The organism is Halosimplex marinum (assembly GCF_051414075.1).
GTDB lineage: Archaea > Halobacteriota > Halobacteria > Halobacteriales > Haloarculaceae > Halosimplex > Halosimplex marinum.
Genome location: NZ_JBLKNY010000006.1, coordinates 146,029 through 163,902, shown reverse-complemented (window position 1 = coordinate 163,902; position 17,874 = coordinate 146,029). Strand labels below are relative to the sequence as shown.

Below are 17,874 nucleotides of genomic sequence, written 5' to 3'. Positions count from 1 at the left end.
TCCCGTCGGCGCGTGGTGGGATGAGACTGTCGTCTCGGGCCTACGCCACCAGCGGCAGCGCCAGCAGGACCAGCAGACCGAGACAGGCAAGCGTCGCGAGGACGAGCCGCTCGAAGCGGTCGCCGACGGGTACCTCCTCGCGGCGGGTCGGACTGAGCGTCCAGACCAGCCGGTAGTACGTCCCCGCCGTCGCCGCGGCGAAGGCGCCGGTCGAGGCGACGACGCCGCCCCGCAGCGACAGCCCTAGCGCCGCGAAATAGCCCGGCCCGAACGAGTACGCCACGGCGAACGCCGTGCCCGTCACCACCAGGAAGGGCACGGGGTCGACCGCCTCGCCCTCCCGGTTGCGGAACTCCATGTCGGCGCTGAGGACCGGACGACCGTATGTCTTGTCCGCGCGCCTGCCGGGCGCCGACGCGCCGGGTGCGGGGTCGCACCGACGCCGCCGGCCGCGTGGACGGGACCGAGTCGTTTAGGTGCGGCCCCCGGGACACACGGGTATGCTCGTGACGCTGGAGGGGCTCGACGGCAGCGGGAAGTCCTCGGCGGCCGCCCACCTCGCCGACAGCGGCGCCGTCCCCGCCGACGCGGTGTTCACCCGCGAGCCCACCGAGTCGTGGTACGGCGAGGCCGTCGCCCGCTCGATCGGCGACGACGACGCCGACTCGCTGGCCGAGCTGTTCCTCTACACCGCCGACCACGCCGACCACCTCGACCGGACGATCCGCCCCGCCCTCGACGACGGCCGGCTGGTCGTCTCCGACCGCTACTCGGACTCCCGGTACGCCTACCAGGGCGCGACGCTCGCCGACCACCCGCACCTCGACGTTGACGACCCCCTCGGCTACGTCCGCGACGTGCACCGGCCGTTCACCCGGCGACCCGACGCGACGATCTATCTCGACGTCGACCCCGAGACGGGCGCCCGGCGGGCGGGCTCGACCAACAAGATGGAACAGGTCGCGTTCCTCGAATCCGTCCGCGAGAACTACGAGCGGCTGATCGACGACGACCCCGAGCGGTTCGTCCGCGTCGACGCCGCCCGCCCGCAGGAGGCGGTGCTGGCCGACGTGGAGTCGGCCGTGGTCGAATTGCTCGACGAGTGAGCGTTCCGTTATCCGGACCCTCAGCGGTTCTCGTAGCGGTTGGGCCGGTCGCCCCGGTCCCAGCGGTCGGGGAGGTCGACCTCGTCGGGGGCGGGCATCCAGAAGTAGTCGAAGGTGATGCCCGCGACCGTCGGCAGGAGGATTATCACCGTCACGACCGCCCCGGCCGAGCCCAGGTCGGGCCCCAGCGGGAGGACGCCGCTGAAGAACAGCGTCGACAGGACGAGCGCGAACGGGACGAGCAGGGCGGCGTAGAGGAACCCGCCCCAGCGGGTCGACAGCCGCACCCGGAAGAAGCGCGTCATCAGCGCGGCGACGGCGCTGTGGGCGACGACGAGGAAGACCAGTTCGAGGGCGTCGACGGCACTGACCATACCGGCCGTAGGCGCCGCGCGCTCTTTGAGGTGTCGACTGCGCTCGCGCGTCGGCGCAACCCATTTTTCGGCCCCGCCCCACGGGACGGTATGCACCGCGTCGTCGGCGAGCGGTCGCTGGGCGAGACGAGCGTCGAGCCCGACCTGGCGCGACGCGTCCTGCGGGACATGGTCTTCGCCCGGGTCTTCGACGAGCGGGCGGTCGCGCTCCAGCGCCGCGGCTGGATGAGCGGCTACCCGCCCTTCGAGGGCCAGGAAGCCTCCCAGGTCGGCGCTGCCCGCGCGCTCGCCGACGACGACTGGCTCTTTCCCACCTACCGCTCGAACGCCATGCAACTCGCCCGCGGCCGCTCGCCCGCCGACATCCTCCGCTTTCGCCGCGGGTTCTCCGAGTACGAACCCGTCGACGAGGACGACGCCATCGCAGGCAGGGAGCCGGTCACGTTCACGCAGGCGACGCCGATCGCGACCCAGCTCCCCCACGCGGTCGGCGCGGGGATGGCCGCGGCCCGCGGGGACACCGACCGCGTCGCGTGCGCCTGTCTCGGCGACGGCGCCACGTCGGAGGGCGACTTCCACGAGGCGCTCAACGTCGCGGGCGTGTTCGCCGCGCCGGTCGTCTTCTTCTGCGAGAACAACGCCTGGGCGATCAGCACGCCGGTCGGCGAGCAGACCCGCAGCGAGACCATCGCCGGGAAGGCCGACGCCTACGGTATCGAGGGCGTGCGGGTCGACGGGATGGACCCGCTCGCGGTCTACGAGGTCGTCGCCGAGGCCCGCGAGTCGGCGCTGTCGGGCGACCCGGTCCTCGTCGAGAGCCTGACCTACCGCCGGGGGCCGCACACGACCGCCGACGACCCCGACCGCTACCGCGACGCGGCGACCGAGGGCCTGCCCGAGTGGCGGACCGCGGATCCGCTGGAGCGGTACGCCGACTACCTGCGCGATGGGGGCGTCGTCGACGCGGAGTTCATCGCGGCCGCGCGCGAGGCGGCCCGCGAGGAGCTGGACGAGGCCGTGGCCGCCGCCGAGGGGAGCGAACCCGACCCCGCCGACGTGTTCGACCACGCCTACGCGGCGCTCCCGCTGCGGCTCCGCGACCAGCGGCGGTTCGTCGCCGATCGGGACGAGCGGCGGGAGTGAGCCGGCAGAACGGGTGTGAGCGGCGGTGGCGCCGCCGGGACGACGGCGGCCAGCGGCGGGGTCCGGTCGCGAGAGGAGCGGTCAGTCGAGGCAGATGTAGGTCTTCGTGTCGGCGACGCCGTCGAGGTCCCGGAGCTTGGTCGCGACGCCGTGCATGAGGTCGTAGACCTCCTCGCCGACCGCCTCGACGATGATGTCGTACTGGCCGGCGACGATGTGCGCCTCCTCGACCCCGTCGATCCCCCGGATCGAGTCGAGCAACTGTTCGGACTTCCCGGCCGCCGTCTTCACCATGATAAAGGCCCGCACCATCGTAGGCCGAACTTCGCCCGGCCGCTCCAAAAACCTTCCCCCGTCCCGTCGAATCCCGGATTAATCGGGTAGCGTGAGACTCACACCCACACCGGAGATCGGGGGTTCGATCGCGGGGTCGCACCCGCCGATCGGGGGGCGATCGGAGGTAGCTTTATTCCCCGCCTGGTCGTACGCGTTACCATGCGATTCGTTATCGTGGGTGCCGGCCGCGTCGGGCTGCGGACGGCGCGCGCACTCGAAGACAGCGGACACGAGGTGGTCCTCATCGAGCGCGACCCGACGAAGGTAGACCGCGCGAAGGCCGAGGGCCACGAGGTCATCGAGGGGGACGCCAGCGACGAGCAGGTGTTGCTCTCGGCGAATCTGTCCGAAGCGGACGCCCTGGGCGCGCTGACGGGCGACCTCTCGACGAACTTCGTCGCCTGCATGGTCGCGAAACACCACGGCTGTCGGACCGTCCTCCGCATCGACGAGGAGTACCGCGAGGAGATCTACCGCAAGTACGCCTCCGACGTCGACGAGGTCATCTACCCCGAACGGCTGGGCGCCATCGTCGCCAAGAACGCCCTGCTGGGCGGCAACATCCGCGCCGTCGCCGACATCGCGCAAAATCTCCAGCTGGTCGAGCTGACGGTCACCCCCGAGTCGCCGATGCGCGGCTACACCCTGAGCGAACTGGAACTGCCCGCGGACACCGAGCTGCTCGCGTTCGGCAAGAAGGGCGACCCGCTCACCATCCCCGACGAGGACGTGTCGCTGGAGGCCGGCGACACGCTCGCCATCCTCGCGGACTTCGAGAAACTGGACGACGTGCGACAGATCGTCGTCGGCGAGGCCGTCGCCGCGAAGGGGGGTGCCTGAGATGGTCCGCGCCTACGTCATGGTCAAGGCCCACTCCGGCGACGCCGAGCGCCTCAAGTCCGAGATCCTCGACGTGGAGGGGGTCGACGACGCCTACATCGTCGCCGGCGACGTGGACTTCATCGCCACCGTCACCGTCGACGAGACCGCCGACGTGAAGGCCGTCGCCGCCACCCACATCCAGAACCTGGAGGGCATCGAGGACACCCAGACCTACGTCGCGATGGACTGACGACCCCGCGACCGCTCCCGGTCCGTTTACCGAATCGGCGGTGTCCGGTCAGTCCGACGCGCCCGATGGGTCCGGCCGGTCCGCTGCGCCCTGTTCGCTCGTCTGCGCCGCCACGGCGAGATACACCGGTTGCGAGTCGTACCGCCCGCCGTCGAGGAGCGAGAGCGCTCTCGCCGTCGCGTAGTGGTTCCCGTCGACCACCGACGGGACCGCCGCGTCCGGGGAGCGAAAGAGCGTCAGCCGCTCCGCCTCCGCGTCGTCGCCGAGCGCGGCCGCTCGCCGACGGATGTAGTCGATATCGATACCCTCGCGGACACCGGCCAGTCCGTCCGCTCTGATGCGTTTCGCCGCGCCCAGGATCGTGCCGTCGGGAGAGAGGGCCCGCCAGGACTCGTCGGGCGGCCCCCCGATGACTCGCAGCCGGCGAAACTCCGGCTCGGTCAGCTCCGTCCGGTACCACTCGACCGGGTACCGCCAGAGGAACGACGCCTGGAACGGGCACTGACAGAGCAGGTTGCCGACCAGCTCCCAGTCGCGCTCGCCGCCGTGAACGGTGAACTCCCGGTAGGGCTTGCGGTGTTCCCGGCGCAGCCAGTTGCGGACCGCTTCGTCGAGTTCCACTGACTCCATCTCCCGGGGCTACGTCCCCGGGCGAGAAAACGTGTCCCATCGAACGGCCCCGCGGGCGGGACCGCGCCGTCCGGCTGGGCGCTCCCAGGTGGCTCCCGCCGGCCGAGGGGGCCGGCCGTCCGTGGTGGCCGGTCACGTGTCGGAGCGACGGTCTCACCCCCTGACGACGAGCGTCACGCCGACGACCACGAGCAGCGCCGCGCCGGCGAGACGGAGCGTCACCCGCTCGTCGCCCCGGAGGAATACCGCGGCGCCGGCGACGACGAACAGCGTGCTCGCGCTCAGTACGGGGGTCGCGACCGACACCGGGACCCTTGCGAGCGCCTCGTAGTACGCGAGGAGGTAGACGGTGTTGGCGACGCTCGCCGCGAGCAGCCAGCGCTCCGCACCGAGGGAGAGCCGCCGACCCGCTCGGAGCGCCCCGAGGGCGGGGACGCGTCCGCCCCGGAGTGCCCGCCAGAGGAAATAGAGGCCGAAGGCCGTCGCCGCGGCGACGATGCGGACCGCGACGCCGACCAGCGGCGTCGTCCCGTCGGCCAGCCCCAGCTTGGTGAACACCGGATCGATACCGAGGAACAGCGCCGCGGCGACCGGAAAGGCGACGGCGACCCAGAGCGCTCGTCCCGTGGCCGTCCCGGGCGCGTCCCGGCTGTCGAGGCCGACGAGCGCGCCGGCGCCGACCAGCAGCGCCACGCCGCCGAGCCGCGTCGCTGTGACGAACTCCCCGAGGAAGGCGACGGCCGCGCCGAGCGCGAAAAGCGGGGCCAGCGCCCGGAGCGGCTCGGCCCGACTCGCGCCCAGTCGCTCGATCCCCACGTAGTAACAGACGCGGGCGAGCAGCGAGCCGAGGAGCCCGGCGACGGCGAAGGCCGCGACCGCCCGCGCCGTCAGGCCGAAGTCGGGATAGGCGGCGAGGACGGCCGCGGGGACCACCACGAGCAGGTTGACGGCGAACACGGCCCCCACGACCGCCGCGATCGAGCGCGTCTTCGTCCCGAGGCGGACGGCGATACCCTGGGCCGCGAACGCGAGCGCGGAGAGCAACGCGAACCCGACGCCGACGACGGACTCCGACACCATCCGTCTCCCCGTTGTGGCCGAGGCCCCGTCAGTCCCGGCCTTGTCCCTGAAGCCGTCGGGGAACCCTGTCTGCCGGCTCGCCGGGCGCCGGCCCCGGCGCGAACGGGCTCACTCGCCGGTCACTCCGTCGTCCGGAACGCCCGGTCGCCGGCGTCGCCCAGGCCGGGCACGATGTAGCCGTCCTCGTCGAGTTCGTCGTCGATCGCCACGGTGAGCAGTTCGGCCTCGGGGACGGCGTCGCTCACCTGCAGGAGTCCCTCGGGCGCGCTCACCGCCGAGAGGACGAACAGGTTCTCGGGCTCGGGCTGACCCTCCAGCACCCGCTCCAGGACCGCGCACATCGTCGACCCGGTCGCCAGCATCGGGTCCGCGACGATGACGGTGTCCTCGGGCTCGATGTCCGGGAGCTTGACGTAGTCGACGGAGATGGGGAACTGTCCCTCCTCGTCCATGCCCGCCGCCTCGTCGCGGCTGGCGGAGATGACGCCCTGGCGGGCGCGCGGGAACGCCTTCAGCAGCCCCTCGACGAACGGCGTCGCCGCGCGGAGGACGTTGACGATCACCACGTCGTCCAGCCCCTTGACGCGCTGGCCCATCGTCTCCGTGAGGGGGGTCTGAACGGGGACGTACTCGGTCTCCATCGCCCCGTCGATGATCTCGTAGCCGCAGACCCGGCCGAGCTTGACCAGCCCCTTTCGAAAGGCCACCTGTTCGGTCTCCACGTCGCGCAGCCGCGTCAGCACGTCCGTGGCGAGCGCGTGGTCGATGAGTTTCGCGTCGCCGCGGTCTTCGATCGCCATACCCGCGAGTGGGTCCGGCCCCACCAAATATCCTTGTCCGCTCGTCTGGGGCCGCTCCGCCCGCCCGCGGCCGCTCCGCCCGTCCACAGCCGATCCACCCGCCTGCGCTCCCGCCCCTTACCGCCCCGTCCGGCGGTTGAACGGTCGACACACTCACGGCGCCCCGCGTGGTTCCGGGGCGCATGGACGGGTACGAGCGGATCCTGGTGCCGACTGACGGGAGCGAGCCGAGCGAGCGGGCGACCGACCACGCCGTCGACCTGGCGGGCCGGTACGGCGCGACCGTCGACGCGCTGTTCGTCGTCGACGAGACCTACCCGGCGGTGAGCCACTGGGACATGGTGGTCGAAGCGGAGGAGGAGGCCGGCGAGCGGGCGCTGGACGCGGTCGCCGCGGCCGGCGAGGCGGCCGGCGTCGCCGTCGAGCGCCACCTCCGCCGCGGGGTGCCCCACGAGGAGATCGTCGACGCCGCCGCCGAGTACGGCGCGGACCTCGTCGTGATGGGCACCCACGGCCGGACGGGGCTCGACCGCTTCGCGAACACCGGGAGCACGACCGAGCGCGTGGTCCGGCTGACGCCCGTGCCGACGCTCGTGGTCGGCGGCGCGGGACTCGACGAGGCCGAGTGAACGGACCGGGGTCCCGCCCCGTGGCGACCGCGCGTCAGTCGCTCGCCTCGGCGGCGGCGCCGAGTTCGTCGAGCAACGTCCGCGCGGCGGCCGCTGAGGACTCGGGACCGCGGGCGGTCACGAGGTCGCCGTCGACGGTGACGCTCGTGTCGGCGTCGAGTTCGGCGTCCCAGTTCCCGCCGGCTGTTTTCACCTCGTCCTCGACCCAGTAGGGGAGCTTCCGGCCGTCGGGCATCCGGTCGGCGTCGTCGACGATGCCCTCCTCCCACTCGTTGGGGAACCCGGTCACGTCGCGGCCGTCGACGAGGAACTCGCCGCCGTCGGTGCGGGTAAAGGCGAGGATGCCGACGGCGTGACAGACCACGAGCGCCGTGCCGTCGTCGCCGGCGACGGCGTCGCGGAGTAGCCGCCGGGCGTCGCTGTCCTGGTTGACGTCCCACTCGGTGCCGTGGCCGCCCGGGAACACGACGGCGTCGTAGCCGTCGGCCTCGGCGCGGGCGACCGGCTCGGGGTCGTTCAGTTCGGGGTGGTTCTCGTGGACCTCGCGGACGCGCTCGGCGGTCTCCTCGCCGACCTCGTCGGGGTCGACCGAGCGCTCGTCGACGACCGGCGGGTCGCCCGACGGCGTCGCGACCGTCACGTCGACGCCCGCGGATTCGAGCGTCGTGAGCGGCTCGATACACTCCTCTCCCCAGTAGCCTTCCTCGCTGACGACGAACAGTGCTGATGTCATGGCACGCGCGCTAGGGGCGCGAGACGCCTAAAGGATCCCCCGGCCGAACGGCTTGCCGGCTCCGCGGTGTGGCGGAGGTCCCGGCCGTGGCTGTCCCCGCATATCGCTCCCGCCGGTGCTCACTCCCGGAGGACCGCGAAGTAGGTCACGACCGCGAGAAAGAGCGTCGCGAGGGCGACGTTTTGCCAGGTGTACTCGCCGACCCCGGCCAGGTCGAGCGCGTAGACGGCGCCGACGCTGAACACCAGCGAGAGGAGGAGATCGAGGACGAGCAGCACGCGGATGTCGCCCGAGGGCTCGTCGTCCGTCGCCATGTCCACGTGCGCGGCCGCTGGGCCCTTAGCTGTGGGGGCCGAGCGGGCGCTAGCGACGGAAGGGAGCGCGGACAGGGGGGAGCGGTGGCGGGGAACGACCGAAGCGACCCGCCGACGCCCCGTAACAGTGAAACGACCCGGCGACGACTACCGGGCCATGGACGAACCCCACTCGCGGCGGGCGTTTCTGGGGGCGGCCGGCGCGGCCGCCGGCAGCGTCGCGGCCGGCCTCGCGGGCTGCGTGGCGGCGCCCGGCGGCTCGGAGGTCGTCAGGCGGATCGAGACCGACGGCGAACCGCTCAGCGAGGCCGCCGCGGCGCAGTTTCGCGGTGGCCTCCAGCGCCGCGGCGTCTCCCCCGACGCGACGATCCCCACCGATCCCGAAGTCGACTGGACGATCCGGGAGGTCAACACCGGCGACCACACGGCGGCGAAGGCCAGCCCCGTCGAAGTCCCGGGCGGCGACATCGTCGTCCCGGGCGACAACGGCGAGATCCGGCGGGTGACGCCCGCCGGCGAGGAGGTCTGGAAGTCGTCGGTCGAGCCGACCTCGCGGGGGATCCACGGGACGCCCGCGGTCGCCAACGGCGCCGTCTACGTCGGGGCCTACGACGGCGCGCTGTACGCGTTCGACCTCGAATCGGGCGAGCGCTACTGGCGGTCGAAGCTCGGCGACGCCATCGGGTCCAGCCCCGGGTATCACGACGGCACCGTCTACATCGGCGTCGAGTACTACGAACCCAGCGGCGCGATGTTCGCCGTCGACGCCGTCACCGGCGAGGTGACCTGGGAGGACCAGCGGGTCACCGACCACCCCCACTCGACGGCCGCGGTCGACCGCCGGGCCGGTCGCCTCGTCATCGGCTCGAACGACGGCTACCTCTACGCCTGGAGTTACCCCGACCTGGAGTACCTGTGGAAGTTCCCGACGGGGCGGCCGATAAAGGGGCCGGTCGCCACCGCCGGCGGGAGCGCGGTCTTCGGGTCGTGGGACGGCTCGGTCTACCGAGTGGCGCTGGACGACGGGACCGAGGAGTGGTCGTTCGACACCGACGGGCTGGTGATGTCCGGTCCCTCGATCGAGGCCGAGACGGGGACCGTCTACGTCGGCAGCCACGACTCGCACCTCTACGCGCTGCAGTTCGACGACGGGAGCCAGCGCTGGTCGTTCGACACCGGCGGCCGGATCGTCGGCTGTCCGACGGTCACCAGCGAACACGTCCTCGCCGGCGCCTACGACGACTACTGCTACGCCGTCGAGAAGGACACCGGCGACGAGGCCTGGCGCGTCGAGGGCGTCGGCAACGTCACGTGCGCGCCGCTGGTCACCGACGACGCCGTCTACTTCACCGAACGGGCTTCGAAGTCGTACCTCGACGCGAAGAAGGCCGACGACCGGGAGGCCGACCCCGAGGAGTCGGGCGGGCTCTACCGGGTCGTGGCCGCGGACGGGTAGCGGAGAACGGGCGGGGAAACGGGAGGGGAGCCGGCGGGCGGTCAGGGCCGCCGGCGGAACAGCGCGAGGTGGCGCAGCAGCGTCCGGTCCTCGAGGCCGCCGGCGAGCGCGCCCGTGAGGACGCCGACCGTGGCGATGAACCCGGCGATGCGGACGATGTCGACGGTCGTCACGACGGGGTCCTCCAGGCTCGGCCAGTTGGTCATCAGGTTCGGCGGGAAGACGACGTACTCGATGACGAGCATGATTCCGGCGACGAGCGCGAACAGCCCGGCCACCCCGGCGACCAGGATCCCCAGGATGGCGACGTTGAGCAGCGCGACGTGCTCGGTGACGACGCCGCGGCGCTCGCGGGGGACGTTGAGGTTCAGCGAGAACAGCAGATACGCCGCCGCGGCGAGGACGCTGACGACAGCGAACAGCGCCGCGGTCCCGTTGCCGAGGTTCAGGCCCACGTCCCACGTCTCGGCGCTGAACACGAGGATGAGCGTCGGCGCGACGGCCGCGGTCGACAGCTTCGGCAGGAACAGCGGCAACAGCGGCGCCCGGCTCGTCGCCAGCGCCCCCAGCAACTTCCGCGGGTTCCGCGCCGCGCTCGCCAGGTGGAACCGGACGAGGTCGGCGACCGACCGCGACGCGACCTCGGCCTCCGGAACGGTCGTCGCGACCCGCTCCAGGCGCCGGCGCAGGTCCGCGTCGAACGACGGGACCGAGCGCCGCCCGGGGTCGAACTCGTAGGGCGCCATCACGCCGCCGTCGGCGTCGTGGCCGGCCCCGAGCAGGTGACCGACCTGATGGAGCAGGACCGTCGCGCCGTTGTACCGGACTGCGGGGTCGTCGAGCGGTCGACGCGGCCGGTCGCGGCCCGACGTGCGGAGCCGGCGGGTCGAGACGACGGCGACGCGGCTCAGCGGCGAGGCCAGTCCCGCCACGCGGCTGCGGTCCCGCGCCAGCAGCGGCGCGTCCGTGACGACGACCACCAGGTCGTAGGGCCCCTCGACCATCCGCAGGGCCGCCTCGTCGAGGAACTCCGAGGGGCGCCGCGGCTCGGGGTCCGAGAGAGGTTCCGGCTCCTCGTCGTAGAACCGCCAGGTCGCGCCGGTCGCCGCCGCGAGTTCGTCGACCGCGTCCGCGGCCAGTTGCCCGGTGAACGCGACCAGCCGCTCGGGGTCGACCCGAGAGGCCGTCGCCGGGAGCACCCCCACGTCGACGGTCGGGCCGTCCCCGCCCTCGCCGACGACCGCTGGTCCGCCCGTCCCCTCCCCGGCGGTCGTCTCGCTCGCCGGCCCGGGCGAATCCTCCATGCGAACCGTTCGAGTCCCGGCCGGAAAAGCCCGGGCTCGGCATCTCCGGGTCCGCCCGGGTTCCGCTCTCCCGGCGGTCACCCCCGCGGACACTTCTACCCCGCAAGTCGGCCGTCAGTCGTCCCCGCGCAGTTCCATGTCGACCAGGTACTCCCGGACGTACTCGTGGAGCCCCGCCTCGTCGCCGGTCACGAACCGGTAGTCGTCGTGCTGGTCGTCGAGTTCGATCGCGGCGTCGGGGTCGACCCGCGAGACGCGGAAGACGACGTTGACCGTGTGCCGCGAGTCGACGCCGTCGATACGCGAGCGGTCCCAGAAGTGAGCGTACACGCCCACCCGCCCCCCGACGGTCACCTCGACGCCGAGTTCCTCGCGGGCGACGCGGCGGGCCGCGTCCTCCAGTCGCTCGCCCTTGTAGAGGCGGCTACCCGGCCAGAACCACTCGCCTTTCCCGGGTTCGTTCGTCCGGCGGGCGAGCAGGACGCCGTCCTCGCCGTCGAGGACGACCTCGACGCAGACCTGCGGCACGCGGTTCAGCACGGTGGCGAACTCCTCGGCGGGGATGAACTCGTCGCGAACGTCCATGGTCCCACGTCGACCTACCCGCCCTTCGGCGTTTCGAGGCGCGGGCGTCGGAGCCAGTCCGCTGGCCCCCGCCCGCCGTCCACCGCCCACACGCCGCGGTCGGCCGACACCGCTAACTCGCTCGCGCCGTCCCCTCCACCATGACCGACGAACTGGCCTGGGAGACGCTCGACAGCCGCACCTCCTACTCCTGCGAGGGGTTCGATATCGTCACCGATACCGTCCGCTTCCCGTCGGGCGAGGAGGCGGAGTTCGACTACCTCGCGGAGGGCGAGAGCGTCGTCGTCCTCCCGTTCACGCCCGACCGCGACGTGGTCGTCATCGAGGAGTGGCGCCAGGCGGTCGGCCGCGTGAACCGCGCCCTGCCCGCCGGCAGCATGGAGTCCGAGGACACGGCCCCCGAATCCTGCGTCGCCCGCGAACTCGAGGAGGAGACGGGGTACCTGCCGGGCGAGGTCGAACACCTCACGACCGTCGAGCCGGCCAACGGCTTCGCCGACGCCGTCTTCCACTACTTCGTCGCCCGCGACTGCGAGCCGACCGGCGAGCGCGACCTGGACTACAACGAGGACATCAACGTCGAGACGACGACGTTCGACGCGCTCGTGGCGGCCGCCCGCGAGGACGACCTGCGCGACGGCCGGTCGATGCTCGGGGTGCTGTACTTCGAGGTATTCGACAGGGAGTAGTCCGGTAGCAACATTAACTTAGTTTCAGACGCTACTATCCGGCATGGCGACGGCAGTCAAAATGGACGAGGAGGGGAAGTCGCTACTGGAGGAACTACAGGCGGAGATCAAACTGCGGACCGGAAACAAGGTCACTCAACAGGAGATCCTGACCAGATTGCTGAAAAACGCACACGAATCCAAGTCCGAGATCGTCGACTCGTTCCGCGATTCGACCGTTCCGCTCTCGGAAGAGGAACGCGAGGCGTTCCACAGCGGGATGTTCGCTTCAGGCGTCGAGACGGACGAAGACGATATCGACGACATCCTGTACGGATGAGCGTCGTTATCGACAGCGGTGTATTTTACGCCCATGCCGACATGGATGCAACTCGCCACGACACTGCAGTGCGGGCGTTCGATGTAGTCATCGACGGCGATGAGGGGCAACCGTACGTGAGTGACTACCTGTACGACGAAGCAGTGACGCTGACGCTCAGTCGTACCGGGTCGTTCGAACAGGCGAAACGAGTCGGAAGACGGATCCGGGGTGCAGGGGAGTATCCTGATCTCGTCACACTCGAACACGTCGACCGATCCGTCTTCCGTGACGGGGTAGCGGCCTTCGAGCGATTCGACGACCAGGGGCTTAGTTTCACGGACGCGACGACGGTCGCACTCATGGAGAAGCGCGATATCGATTCGGTGCTGAGCTTCGACGACGACTTCGACGGCATCGTCGACCGGATCGACCCCGCCGATCTCGGGTAGTCAGCGAACACAACCCTTAGGCCCGCCGGCCGGATATCGCGGGCAATGACCGACGTCTTCGAGGTCGACCGCTACGACGCCGCCGGGCGGCTGGGCGAGCTGGAGGTGCCCCGCGCCGGCGTCACGGTCGAGACGCCCGCGCTCCTCCCCGTGATCAACCCCCACCTCCAGACGGTCACGCCCGCCCAGCTCGAATCGGAGTTCGGCGCGGAGATCCTCATCACTAACTCCTACGTCCTCTACGGCAGCGAGGACCTCCGCGAGCCCGTCGAACGGCAGGGCCTCCACGACCTGCTCGACTTCTCCGGCGCGATCGTGACGGATTCGGGCTCGTTCCAGCTGGCCGAGTACGGCGAGATCGACGTGACGACCGAGGAGATACTCGACTTCCAGCGCCGGATCGGCTCGGACATCGGCACGCCCGTCGACATTCCGACGCCGCCCGACGCCTCGCGCGAGCAGGCGGAGGACGAACTCGCGACCACTCAGGAGCGGCTCGCCACGGCGGCCGACGCGGAGACGGGCGAGATGCTCGTCAACGCGCCCGTCCAGGGATCGACTTACACCGACTTGCGCGAGGAGGCGGGCGCTCACGCCGCCGCGTCGGGGCTTGACGTGTTCCCGGTCGGCGCGGTCGTGCCGATGATGAACGAGTACCGCTACGCCGACCTGGCCGAGGTGGTCGCCGCCGCGAAACGGGGCCTCCCCGAGAGCGCGCCCGTCCACCTGTTCGGCGCCGGCCACCCGATGATGTTCGCGCTCGCGGTCGCGCTGGGCTGTGACCTCTTCGACTCGGCGGCCTACGCCATCTACGCCCGCGACGACCGCTACATGACCGTCCGTACCACCGAACACCTCGAAGACCTCGAGTACTTCCCCTGCTCCTGTCCGGTCTGTACGAACCACACCCCCGCCGAACTTCGGGAGATGGGCGACGAGCGCGAGCGACTGCTCGCCGAGCACAACCTCCACGTCTCCTACGGCGAACTCCGCACCATCAAGCAGGCGATCCGCCGGGGCGACCTGCTGGAACTCGTCGAGGCCCGCGCCCGGAGCCACCCGGCGATGCTCGACGGCTACCGCGCCCTGCTGGACCACGCCGCGCAACTCGAACGCACCGACCCCGTCTCGAAGGACACCTTCTTCCACCTCTCCGGCGAGAGCGCCCGCCGGCCCGAGGTCGTCCGCCACCACCGCCGGCTCGACCGGCTCGACCCCCGCGGCGACTCCGTCCTGCTCACCGAGGGCAACGACGCCGACGGCTTCGACGAGTGCTGGAACGTCCTCCCACCGTTCGGCCCGTTCCCGCGGGAACTCGCCGACGGCTACCCGCTGACCGCCGAGACGCCCGAGCATCTGGAGGCCCCGGCCTACGAGGCCGCCGCGGCCGGCGTCGCCCGCCTCGTCGACGCCCACCCCGACACCGCGTTCACGCTCGCCCACGACGACTGGCCCGCGAGCGCGCTCGGGGACGTTCCCGACCGCGTCGAGCTGTGGAACCTGAGCGGCGAGTAGCCCGACGGAGTCGGCGTCCGTACCCCACGGATTCGCGCCGCGAAAGTTGCGACCGTCGAATGCCGACGCGGTCGGCGTTCGTGTTCGCAGCTTTCAAACCGCAAAAGCTGCGACCGCCGAGAGACGGCGCTGCCGTCTCTCGTGCTCCGAGCGTCGTATGGCGACGCTCGGACCGCCGACGGACGACTTCGTCGCCCGTCGAGGTCGCGGCTTTCAAGCCGCAAAAGCCGCGACCGCCGAGGTTTTATCGCCCGACCGGATAGACGGGGGCAATGAGCCAGCCGAGCCCCGAGGTCTACGAGCAGGGCAAGGGGATGGACGCCCACAACCAGGTGATGCGCGAGGTGCGCTCGCGCAACGACGCCAGCTACGACCCGCGCGAGCCCACGCGGGTCTGGATCGACGAGGACAACACCCCCGACGGCTTCGTCGACTCGCTCACCATCATCCTCAACACCGGCGGCTGCCGCTGGGCCCGGGCCGGCGGCTGCACGATGTGCGGTTACGTCGCGGAGTCGGTCGACGGCGGCTCCGTCGCCCACGAGGACCTCATGGCCCAGATCGACGAGTGTCTGTCCCACGAGGAGGAACACGCCGACGACCTGCGCGGCGACCGCGCCGACCTGATCAAGATCTACACCTCCGGTTCCTTCCTCGACGAGCGGGAGGTGGCCGCCGAGACCCGCCGGGCCATCGCCGACACGTTCGGCGACCGCGACCGCATCGTCGTCGAGTCGCTGCCCGACTTCGTCGACCGCGAGAAGGTCCGGGAGTTCACCGACGAGGGGCTGGAGTGTGACGTGGCTATCGGCCTGGAGACGGCAACCGACCGCGTCCGCCGCGACTGCGTCAACAAGTACTTCGACTTCTCGGACTTCGAGGCCGCCTGCGCAGAAGCCGGTGCGGTCGACGGCGGGGGCGTCAAGGCCTACCTCCTCATGAAACCGCCCTTCCTCTCGGAGAGCGAAGCCGTCGAAGACATGAAGCGGTCCGTCCGGCGCTGTCTCGACGTGGACGGGTGTCACACCGTCTCGATGAACCCCTGCAACGTCCAGCGATACACGATGGTCGAGGACCTCTACCACGAGGGCGGCTACCGCCCGCCGTGGCTCTGGTCGGTCGCCGAGGTGCTCGAATCGACGGCGGACGCCGACGGCATCGTCGTCTCCGACCCGGTCGGCCACGGCTCCGACCGCGGCCCGCACAACTGCGGCGACTGCGACGACCGCGTCCAGCGCGCGATCAAGGACTTCGACCAGCGCCAGGACCCCGCCGTCTTCGACCAGGTCTCCTGCGAGTGCGAGCGCACCTGGGAGGCGGTCGTCGAGCGCGAACGCAGCTACTCCCTGCCGCTGGCTCGATAGCGGCACGGGTTCGACCGCTGTCGACGCTTCGTCCGTGCGCCCCGCGCTCGACCCGAAACGGTCCCCCTCGCTCGCTGCCGTGAGCTAGTTGTTGTCACGGTTCGCGACGGTGCAGTCCGGCGGTTTCACTTTCACTCCGGTTGCCGTGGGTTTTTATGCATCTGCGATCAAGGGCATCGTAGGGGCCCTGGAGACCCCGACTGTCACACGCTCCAGCCCCTACGTTCCCCCATCCTATCCCCCTGTACTCCCCCAGTCGCGACGCTGGATACGCGACCGTATCGTCGGCGGGTGCTGGACATCATCAGCGCGCTCGCCCTGGATCGACTTGACCGAAGGGAACAGCGAACGTTGAAAGCCCTCGGCGCGCTCGCTCTGAGATGGATCGACGGTGACCAACAGCAAGGGATGAAAGCCCTCGGCCCGCTCGCGGTCGCTGAGCGGGATATCCGCGCTCTCCGCACCGCCCGCGCGGATAGAGCCCGCTCAGGCGACTATCGGCGCGAGCGCGCCTCGCCCTTTCAGTCCACCAGGGACCACACCGCAGACCGCAGCACGGCACCCCGACCGCCCTGCGACCGAACCGCAGACAGCCACACACCTCCCCAGCCGATTCGCTCACTCGCTCCGCTCGCTCGCTCATCCCTCGCGCGGCTCCGTCGCGCGCATGAAAGCGCGCGACAGCGCGCGCCGACCGCATATGGGACTGCGCGTCGGTCACCGCCCCTACTGCTGGACGAGCCGGACGAGGCGGTCGAGCCAGCCGGCGTCGCCGGTGATTGGGCGGTCGGACTCGAACAGCTTGACGGCGAACCACCCAGCGGCGACGGCGAAGAGGACCTCGTAGGCGATGCCGGCGAGCACGAGGTCGACGTCGTCGAACAGCAGGCGCTTGGGGGCGACGATCGGGTGGGTGAACGGGATGGCGAACAGGACGGCCTTGGCGGGGAGGCCGAGCACGTCCACGTCGGTGAACATCGTCGCGAACATCGGGACGATGGCCAGGCCGGAGAGCGGGAGCGGGAGCATCTGGGCGCCTGCTGGCTGTCGGCGAAGATGCCCAGCGAGAGCGCGACCGCGAGCGTCTCGACGACGACCTCCCCGTACTCGCCGCCGTCGCGGGCCGACAGGGTTATCGACCGGGGCGGACAACCGGCGGCGCATGGGGCGGACCGACCCGCGCGAGCGGTTCGACGACCTCGTCGTCCGCCGGGAACGCCACGCGGTCGACGCCGAGCGGTTCGACGAACTGCGCGAGGCCGAGGTCTTCCGGTCCGGGTGGGGCGTGGCGGGCGTCGTCTTCGAGGGCGAGCGCCTGCTGGCCATCCGCAACGAGGCGTACCCGACGGAGTGGACGCTCCCCGGCGGCGCCGTCGAATCCGGCGAGAGCCTCGCCGACGCGGTCGCTCGCGAGGTGCGCGAGGAGACCGGGGTCGAGGTGGAACCACTGCGACCCGTCGGCGTCGACGAGAGCGTCGTGGTGTGCGAAGACGCTACCGGCGGCGACGAGACCGACGCCGGACACTCCAGCGACGACGACACCAGTGGCGACCGCCGCGTCGAGATGGCGTTCGTCCACTTCCTCTGTCGCGCCACCGACCCCGCAGTGGCCGACGGCGGCGACCTGGGCGACCCCGACGAGACGATCACCGAGGCGGCGTGGCTCGGATCGCTGCCCGACGACGTGTTCAACCCCGAGCACACCCGCGACGTGTACGAGCGCGCCCGGGAATTCCGTGACCGGTAGCCGCAAGCCGGTGTCAGTCCACAGAGACAAGTCACTCGACGGACGGATAACCAGATATGGTCCCCCTCCTGATCCCCGGACTCACCGAACTGTTCATCATCGGGCTGAATTTCGCCATCCCCGCGGGCGTCGTCGGCGGCGTCGGCTACCTCGTCCGCCGGGTCACCGACTCCGGGACCGACGAGCGGATCGAGGAACTCGAAGCGGAGGTCGAGGAACTGCGCGAAGACCGAAATTCATAGCGGAA

24 protein-coding genes are annotated in these 17,874 nt (G+C 71.0%); 13 read left to right on the top strand and 11 right to left on the bottom strand.

Going from position 1 to position 17,874, the window contains the following annotated elements:
- Window positions 1–40: 40 nt before the first annotated feature.
- Entirely contained in the window at window positions 41–358 is a 318-nt protein-coding gene (locus ACMGFI_RS17250) for a hypothetical protein (protein ID WP_436911149.1), read from the bottom strand.
- A gap of 142 nt (window positions 359–500) precedes the next feature.
- On the opposite strand from ACMGFI_RS17250, the gene tmk reads away from it, so the two are divergent.
- Window positions 501–1,106, top strand: a complete 606-nt coding sequence (tmk, locus tag ACMGFI_RS17245; RefSeq protein WP_436911147.1) for a dTMP kinase — start codon at window positions 501–503, stop codon at window positions 1,104–1,106.
- Between the two features lie 20 nt (window positions 1,107–1,126).
- Here tmk and ACMGFI_RS17240 read toward each other — a convergent pair whose 3' ends face one another.
- Entirely contained in the window at window positions 1,127–1,480 is a 354-nt protein-coding gene (locus ACMGFI_RS17240) for a DUF7991 family protein (RefSeq protein WP_436911144.1), read from the bottom strand.
- Window positions 1,481–1,570: 90 nt separating this feature from the next.
- Here ACMGFI_RS17240 and ACMGFI_RS17235 point away from each other — a divergent pair, with 90 nt between their 5' ends.
- On the top strand, window positions 1,571–2,623 hold the full coding sequence (locus ACMGFI_RS17235) for a thiamine pyrophosphate-dependent enzyme (RefSeq protein WP_436911141.1): 1,053 nt from the start codon (window positions 1,571–1,573) through the stop codon (window positions 2,621–2,623).
- 81 nt (window positions 2,624–2,704) lie between these two features.
- Here ACMGFI_RS17235 and ACMGFI_RS17230 read toward each other — a convergent pair whose 3' ends face one another.
- On the bottom strand, window positions 2,705–2,935 hold the full coding sequence (locus tag ACMGFI_RS17230) for an Lrp/AsnC family transcriptional regulator (protein ID WP_436911139.1): 231 nt from the start codon (window positions 2,933–2,935) through the stop codon (window positions 2,705–2,707).
- 183 nt (window positions 2,936–3,118) lie between these two features.
- Between ACMGFI_RS17230 and ACMGFI_RS17225 the strand changes: the two genes are divergently transcribed.
- Window positions 3,119–3,799, top strand: a complete 681-nt coding sequence (locus ACMGFI_RS17225; RefSeq protein ID WP_436911137.1) for a potassium channel family protein — start codon at window positions 3,119–3,121, stop codon at window positions 3,797–3,799.
- A gap of 1 nt (window position 3,800) precedes the next feature.
- Entirely contained in the window at window positions 3,801–4,031 is a 231-nt protein-coding gene (locus tag ACMGFI_RS17220; protein WP_179911031.1) for an Lrp/AsnC family transcriptional regulator, read from the top strand.
- Window positions 4,032–4,079: 48 nt separating this feature from the next.
- On the opposite strand, the gene ACMGFI_RS17215 is transcribed toward ACMGFI_RS17220, so the two are convergent.
- The 3 genes from ACMGFI_RS17215 to upp form a co-directional block, all read right to left on the bottom strand.
- Window positions 4,080–4,661: a hypothetical protein gene (locus tag ACMGFI_RS17215; RefSeq protein ID WP_436911135.1), complete on the bottom strand. Its 582-nt coding sequence runs from the start codon at window positions 4,659–4,661 to the stop codon at window positions 4,080–4,082.
- A gap of 153 nt (window positions 4,662–4,814) precedes the next feature.
- Complete coding sequence (locus tag ACMGFI_RS17210; RefSeq protein WP_436911133.1) at window positions 4,815–5,741, bottom strand: EamA family transporter; 927 nt, start codon at window positions 5,739–5,741, stop codon at window positions 4,815–4,817.
- Between the two features lie 119 nt (window positions 5,742–5,860).
- Window positions 5,861–6,541: a uracil phosphoribosyltransferase gene (gene upp / locus ACMGFI_RS17205; protein ID WP_436911131.1), complete on the bottom strand. Its 681-nt coding sequence runs from the start codon at window positions 6,539–6,541 to the stop codon at window positions 5,861–5,863.
- Between the two features lie 182 nt (window positions 6,542–6,723).
- Here upp and ACMGFI_RS17200 point away from each other — a divergent pair, with 182 nt between their 5' ends.
- A complete protein-coding gene (locus ACMGFI_RS17200) occupies window positions 6,724–7,170 on the top strand; it encodes a universal stress protein (protein ID WP_436911129.1) in 447 nt (148 codons plus the stop codon).
- Window positions 7,171–7,204: 34 nt separating this feature from the next.
- Here the strand turns inward: ACMGFI_RS17200 and ACMGFI_RS17195 are convergent, their stop codons facing one another.
- Window positions 7,205–7,903, bottom strand: a complete 699-nt coding sequence (locus ACMGFI_RS17195; protein ID WP_436911127.1) for a type 1 glutamine amidotransferase domain-containing protein — start codon at window positions 7,901–7,903, stop codon at window positions 7,205–7,207.
- Window positions 7,904–8,022: 119 nt separating this feature from the next.
- Window positions 8,023–8,217 carry a DUF8107 family protein gene (locus ACMGFI_RS17190; protein WP_436911126.1) on the bottom strand — a complete coding sequence of 65 codons (195 nt, stop codon included), beginning with the start codon at window positions 8,215–8,217 and terminating at the stop codon, window positions 8,023–8,025.
- A 157-nt stretch (window positions 8,218–8,374) separates the two neighbouring features.
- Here ACMGFI_RS17190 and ACMGFI_RS17185 point away from each other — a divergent pair, with 157 nt between their 5' ends.
- Window positions 8,375–9,673 carry an outer membrane protein assembly factor BamB family protein gene (locus tag ACMGFI_RS17185; protein WP_436911124.1) on the top strand — a complete coding sequence of 433 codons (1,299 nt, stop codon included), beginning with the start codon at window positions 8,375–8,377 and terminating at the stop codon, window positions 9,671–9,673.
- 41 nt (window positions 9,674–9,714) lie between these two features.
- Here ACMGFI_RS17185 and ACMGFI_RS17180 read toward each other — a convergent pair whose 3' ends face one another.
- Together ACMGFI_RS17180 and ACMGFI_RS17175 are read right to left on the bottom strand one after the other, a co-directional pair.
- Window positions 9,715–10,977 (bottom strand): hypothetical protein, encoded by a 1,263-nt coding sequence (locus ACMGFI_RS17180; RefSeq protein ID WP_436911122.1) that lies wholly within the window; start codon window positions 10,975–10,977, stop codon window positions 9,715–9,717.
- A gap of 114 nt (window positions 10,978–11,091) precedes the next feature.
- A complete protein-coding gene (locus ACMGFI_RS17175) occupies window positions 11,092–11,562 on the bottom strand; it encodes an NUDIX domain-containing protein (RefSeq protein ID WP_436911120.1) in 471 nt (156 codons plus the stop codon).
- Window positions 11,563–11,702: 140 nt separating this feature from the next.
- Here ACMGFI_RS17175 and ACMGFI_RS17170 point away from each other — a divergent pair, with 140 nt between their 5' ends.
- The 5 genes from ACMGFI_RS17170 (at window position 11,703) to ACMGFI_RS17150 (ending at window position 15,880) form a co-directional block, all read left to right on the top strand.
- Complete coding sequence (locus ACMGFI_RS17170) at window positions 11,703–12,251, top strand: NUDIX hydrolase (RefSeq protein WP_436911118.1); 549 nt, start codon at window positions 11,703–11,705, stop codon at window positions 12,249–12,251.
- Window positions 12,252–12,294: 43 nt separating this feature from the next.
- Complete coding sequence (locus tag ACMGFI_RS17165; RefSeq protein WP_436911115.1) at window positions 12,295–12,570, top strand: hypothetical protein; 276 nt, start codon at window positions 12,295–12,297, stop codon at window positions 12,568–12,570.
- Complete coding sequence (locus ACMGFI_RS17160; protein WP_436911114.1) at window positions 12,567–13,001, top strand: type II toxin-antitoxin system VapC family toxin; 435 nt, start codon at window positions 12,567–12,569, stop codon at window positions 12,999–13,001. Before ACMGFI_RS17165 ends, ACMGFI_RS17160 begins: the two co-directional genes overlap by 4 nt.
- Before the next feature lie 45 nt (window positions 13,002–13,046).
- Window positions 13,047–14,516: a tRNA guanosine(15) transglycosylase TgtA gene (gene tgtA / locus ACMGFI_RS17155; RefSeq protein ID WP_436911112.1), complete on the top strand. Its 1,470-nt coding sequence runs from the start codon at window positions 13,047–13,049 to the stop codon at window positions 14,514–14,516.
- 272 nt (window positions 14,517–14,788) lie between these two features.
- Window positions 14,789–15,880, top strand: a complete 1,092-nt coding sequence (locus ACMGFI_RS17150; protein WP_436911110.1) for an archaeosine biosynthesis radical SAM protein RaSEA — start codon at window positions 14,789–14,791, stop codon at window positions 15,878–15,880.
- Window positions 15,881–16,606: 726 nt separating this feature from the next.
- On the opposite strand, the gene ACMGFI_RS17145 is transcribed toward ACMGFI_RS17150, so the two are convergent.
- The gene (locus tag ACMGFI_RS17145) at window positions 16,607–16,909 is read right to left on the bottom strand and encodes an ABC transporter permease family protein (protein WP_436911108.1); all 303 of its coding nucleotides are present in this window, start codon (window positions 16,907–16,909) and stop codon (window positions 16,607–16,609) included.
- A 133-nt stretch (window positions 16,910–17,042) separates the two neighbouring features.
- On the opposite strand from ACMGFI_RS17145, the gene ACMGFI_RS17140 reads away from it, so the two are divergent.
- Both ACMGFI_RS17140 and ACMGFI_RS17135 read left to right on the top strand, forming a co-directional pair.
- On the top strand, window positions 17,043–17,627 hold the full coding sequence (locus ACMGFI_RS17140; protein ID WP_436911107.1) for an NUDIX domain-containing protein: 585 nt from the start codon (window positions 17,043–17,045) through the stop codon (window positions 17,625–17,627).
- Window positions 17,628–17,683: 56 nt separating this feature from the next.
- A complete protein-coding gene (locus ACMGFI_RS17135) occupies window positions 17,684–17,869 on the top strand; it encodes a hypothetical protein (RefSeq protein WP_436911106.1) in 186 nt (61 codons plus the stop codon).
- The last annotated feature ends 5 nt before the right edge of the window (window positions 17,870–17,874 follow it).

Excerpts from the sequence above, each read along its gene's own strand:
- ACMGFI_RS17250 (WP_436911149.1), bottom strand. The coding sequence starts at position 358 with ATGGAGTTCCGCAACCGGGAGGGCGAGGCGGTCGACCCCGTGCCCTTC.
- tmk (WP_436911147.1), top strand. The coding sequence starts at position 501 with ATGCTCGTGACGCTGGAGGGGCTCGACGGCAGCGGGAAGTCCTCGGCG.
- ACMGFI_RS17240 (WP_436911144.1), bottom strand. The coding sequence starts at position 1,480 with ATGGTCAGTGCCGTCGACGCCCTCGAACTGGTCTTCCTCGTCGTCGCC.
- ACMGFI_RS17235 (WP_436911141.1), top strand. The coding sequence starts at position 1,571 with ATGCACCGCGTCGTCGGCGAGCGGTCGCTGGGCGAGACGAGCGTCGAG.
- ACMGFI_RS17230 (WP_436911139.1), bottom strand. The coding sequence starts at position 2,935 with ATGGTGCGGGCCTTTATCATGGTGAAGACGGCGGCCGGGAAGTCCGAA.
- ACMGFI_RS17225 (WP_436911137.1), top strand. The coding sequence starts at position 3,119 with ATGCGATTCGTTATCGTGGGTGCCGGCCGCGTCGGGCTGCGGACGGCG.
- ACMGFI_RS17220 (WP_179911031.1), top strand. The coding sequence starts at position 3,801 with ATGGTCCGCGCCTACGTCATGGTCAAGGCCCACTCCGGCGACGCCGAG.
- ACMGFI_RS17215 (WP_436911135.1), bottom strand. The coding sequence starts at position 4,661 with ATGGAGTCAGTGGAACTCGACGAAGCGGTCCGCAACTGGCTGCGCCGG.
- ACMGFI_RS17210 (WP_436911133.1), bottom strand. The coding sequence starts at position 5,741 with ATGGTGTCGGAGTCCGTCGTCGGCGTCGGGTTCGCGTTGCTCTCCGCG.
- upp (WP_436911131.1), bottom strand. The coding sequence starts at position 6,541 with ATGGCGATCGAAGACCGCGGCGACGCGAAACTCATCGACCACGCGCTC.
- ACMGFI_RS17200 (WP_436911129.1), top strand. The coding sequence starts at position 6,724 with ATGGACGGGTACGAGCGGATCCTGGTGCCGACTGACGGGAGCGAGCCG.
- ACMGFI_RS17195 (WP_436911127.1), bottom strand. The coding sequence starts at position 7,903 with ATGACATCAGCACTGTTCGTCGTCAGCGAGGAAGGCTACTGGGGAGAG.
- ACMGFI_RS17190 (WP_436911126.1), bottom strand. The coding sequence starts at position 8,217 with ATGGCGACGGACGACGAGCCCTCGGGCGACATCCGCGTGCTGCTCGTC.
- ACMGFI_RS17185 (WP_436911124.1), top strand. The coding sequence starts at position 8,375 with ATGGACGAACCCCACTCGCGGCGGGCGTTTCTGGGGGCGGCCGGCGCG.
- ACMGFI_RS17180 (WP_436911122.1), bottom strand. The coding sequence starts at position 10,977 with ATGGAGGATTCGCCCGGGCCGGCGAGCGAGACGACCGCCGGGGAGGGG.
- ACMGFI_RS17175 (WP_436911120.1), bottom strand. The coding sequence starts at position 11,562 with ATGGACGTTCGCGACGAGTTCATCCCCGCCGAGGAGTTCGCCACCGTG.
- ACMGFI_RS17170 (WP_436911118.1), top strand. The coding sequence starts at position 11,703 with ATGACCGACGAACTGGCCTGGGAGACGCTCGACAGCCGCACCTCCTAC.
- ACMGFI_RS17165 (WP_436911115.1), top strand. The coding sequence starts at position 12,295 with ATGGCGACGGCAGTCAAAATGGACGAGGAGGGGAAGTCGCTACTGGAG.
- ACMGFI_RS17160 (WP_436911114.1), top strand. The coding sequence starts at position 12,567 with ATGAGCGTCGTTATCGACAGCGGTGTATTTTACGCCCATGCCGACATG.
- tgtA (WP_436911112.1), top strand. The coding sequence starts at position 13,047 with ATGACCGACGTCTTCGAGGTCGACCGCTACGACGCCGCCGGGCGGCTG.
- ACMGFI_RS17150 (WP_436911110.1), top strand. The coding sequence starts at position 14,789 with ATGAGCCAGCCGAGCCCCGAGGTCTACGAGCAGGGCAAGGGGATGGAC.
- ACMGFI_RS17145 (WP_436911108.1), bottom strand. The coding sequence starts at position 16,909 with ATGCTCCCGCTCCCGCTCTCCGGCCTGGCCATCGTCCCGATGTTCGCG.
- ACMGFI_RS17140 (WP_436911107.1), top strand. The coding sequence starts at position 17,043 with ATGGGGCGGACCGACCCGCGCGAGCGGTTCGACGACCTCGTCGTCCGC.
- ACMGFI_RS17135 (WP_436911106.1), top strand. The coding sequence starts at position 17,684 with ATGGTCCCCCTCCTGATCCCCGGACTCACCGAACTGTTCATCATCGGG.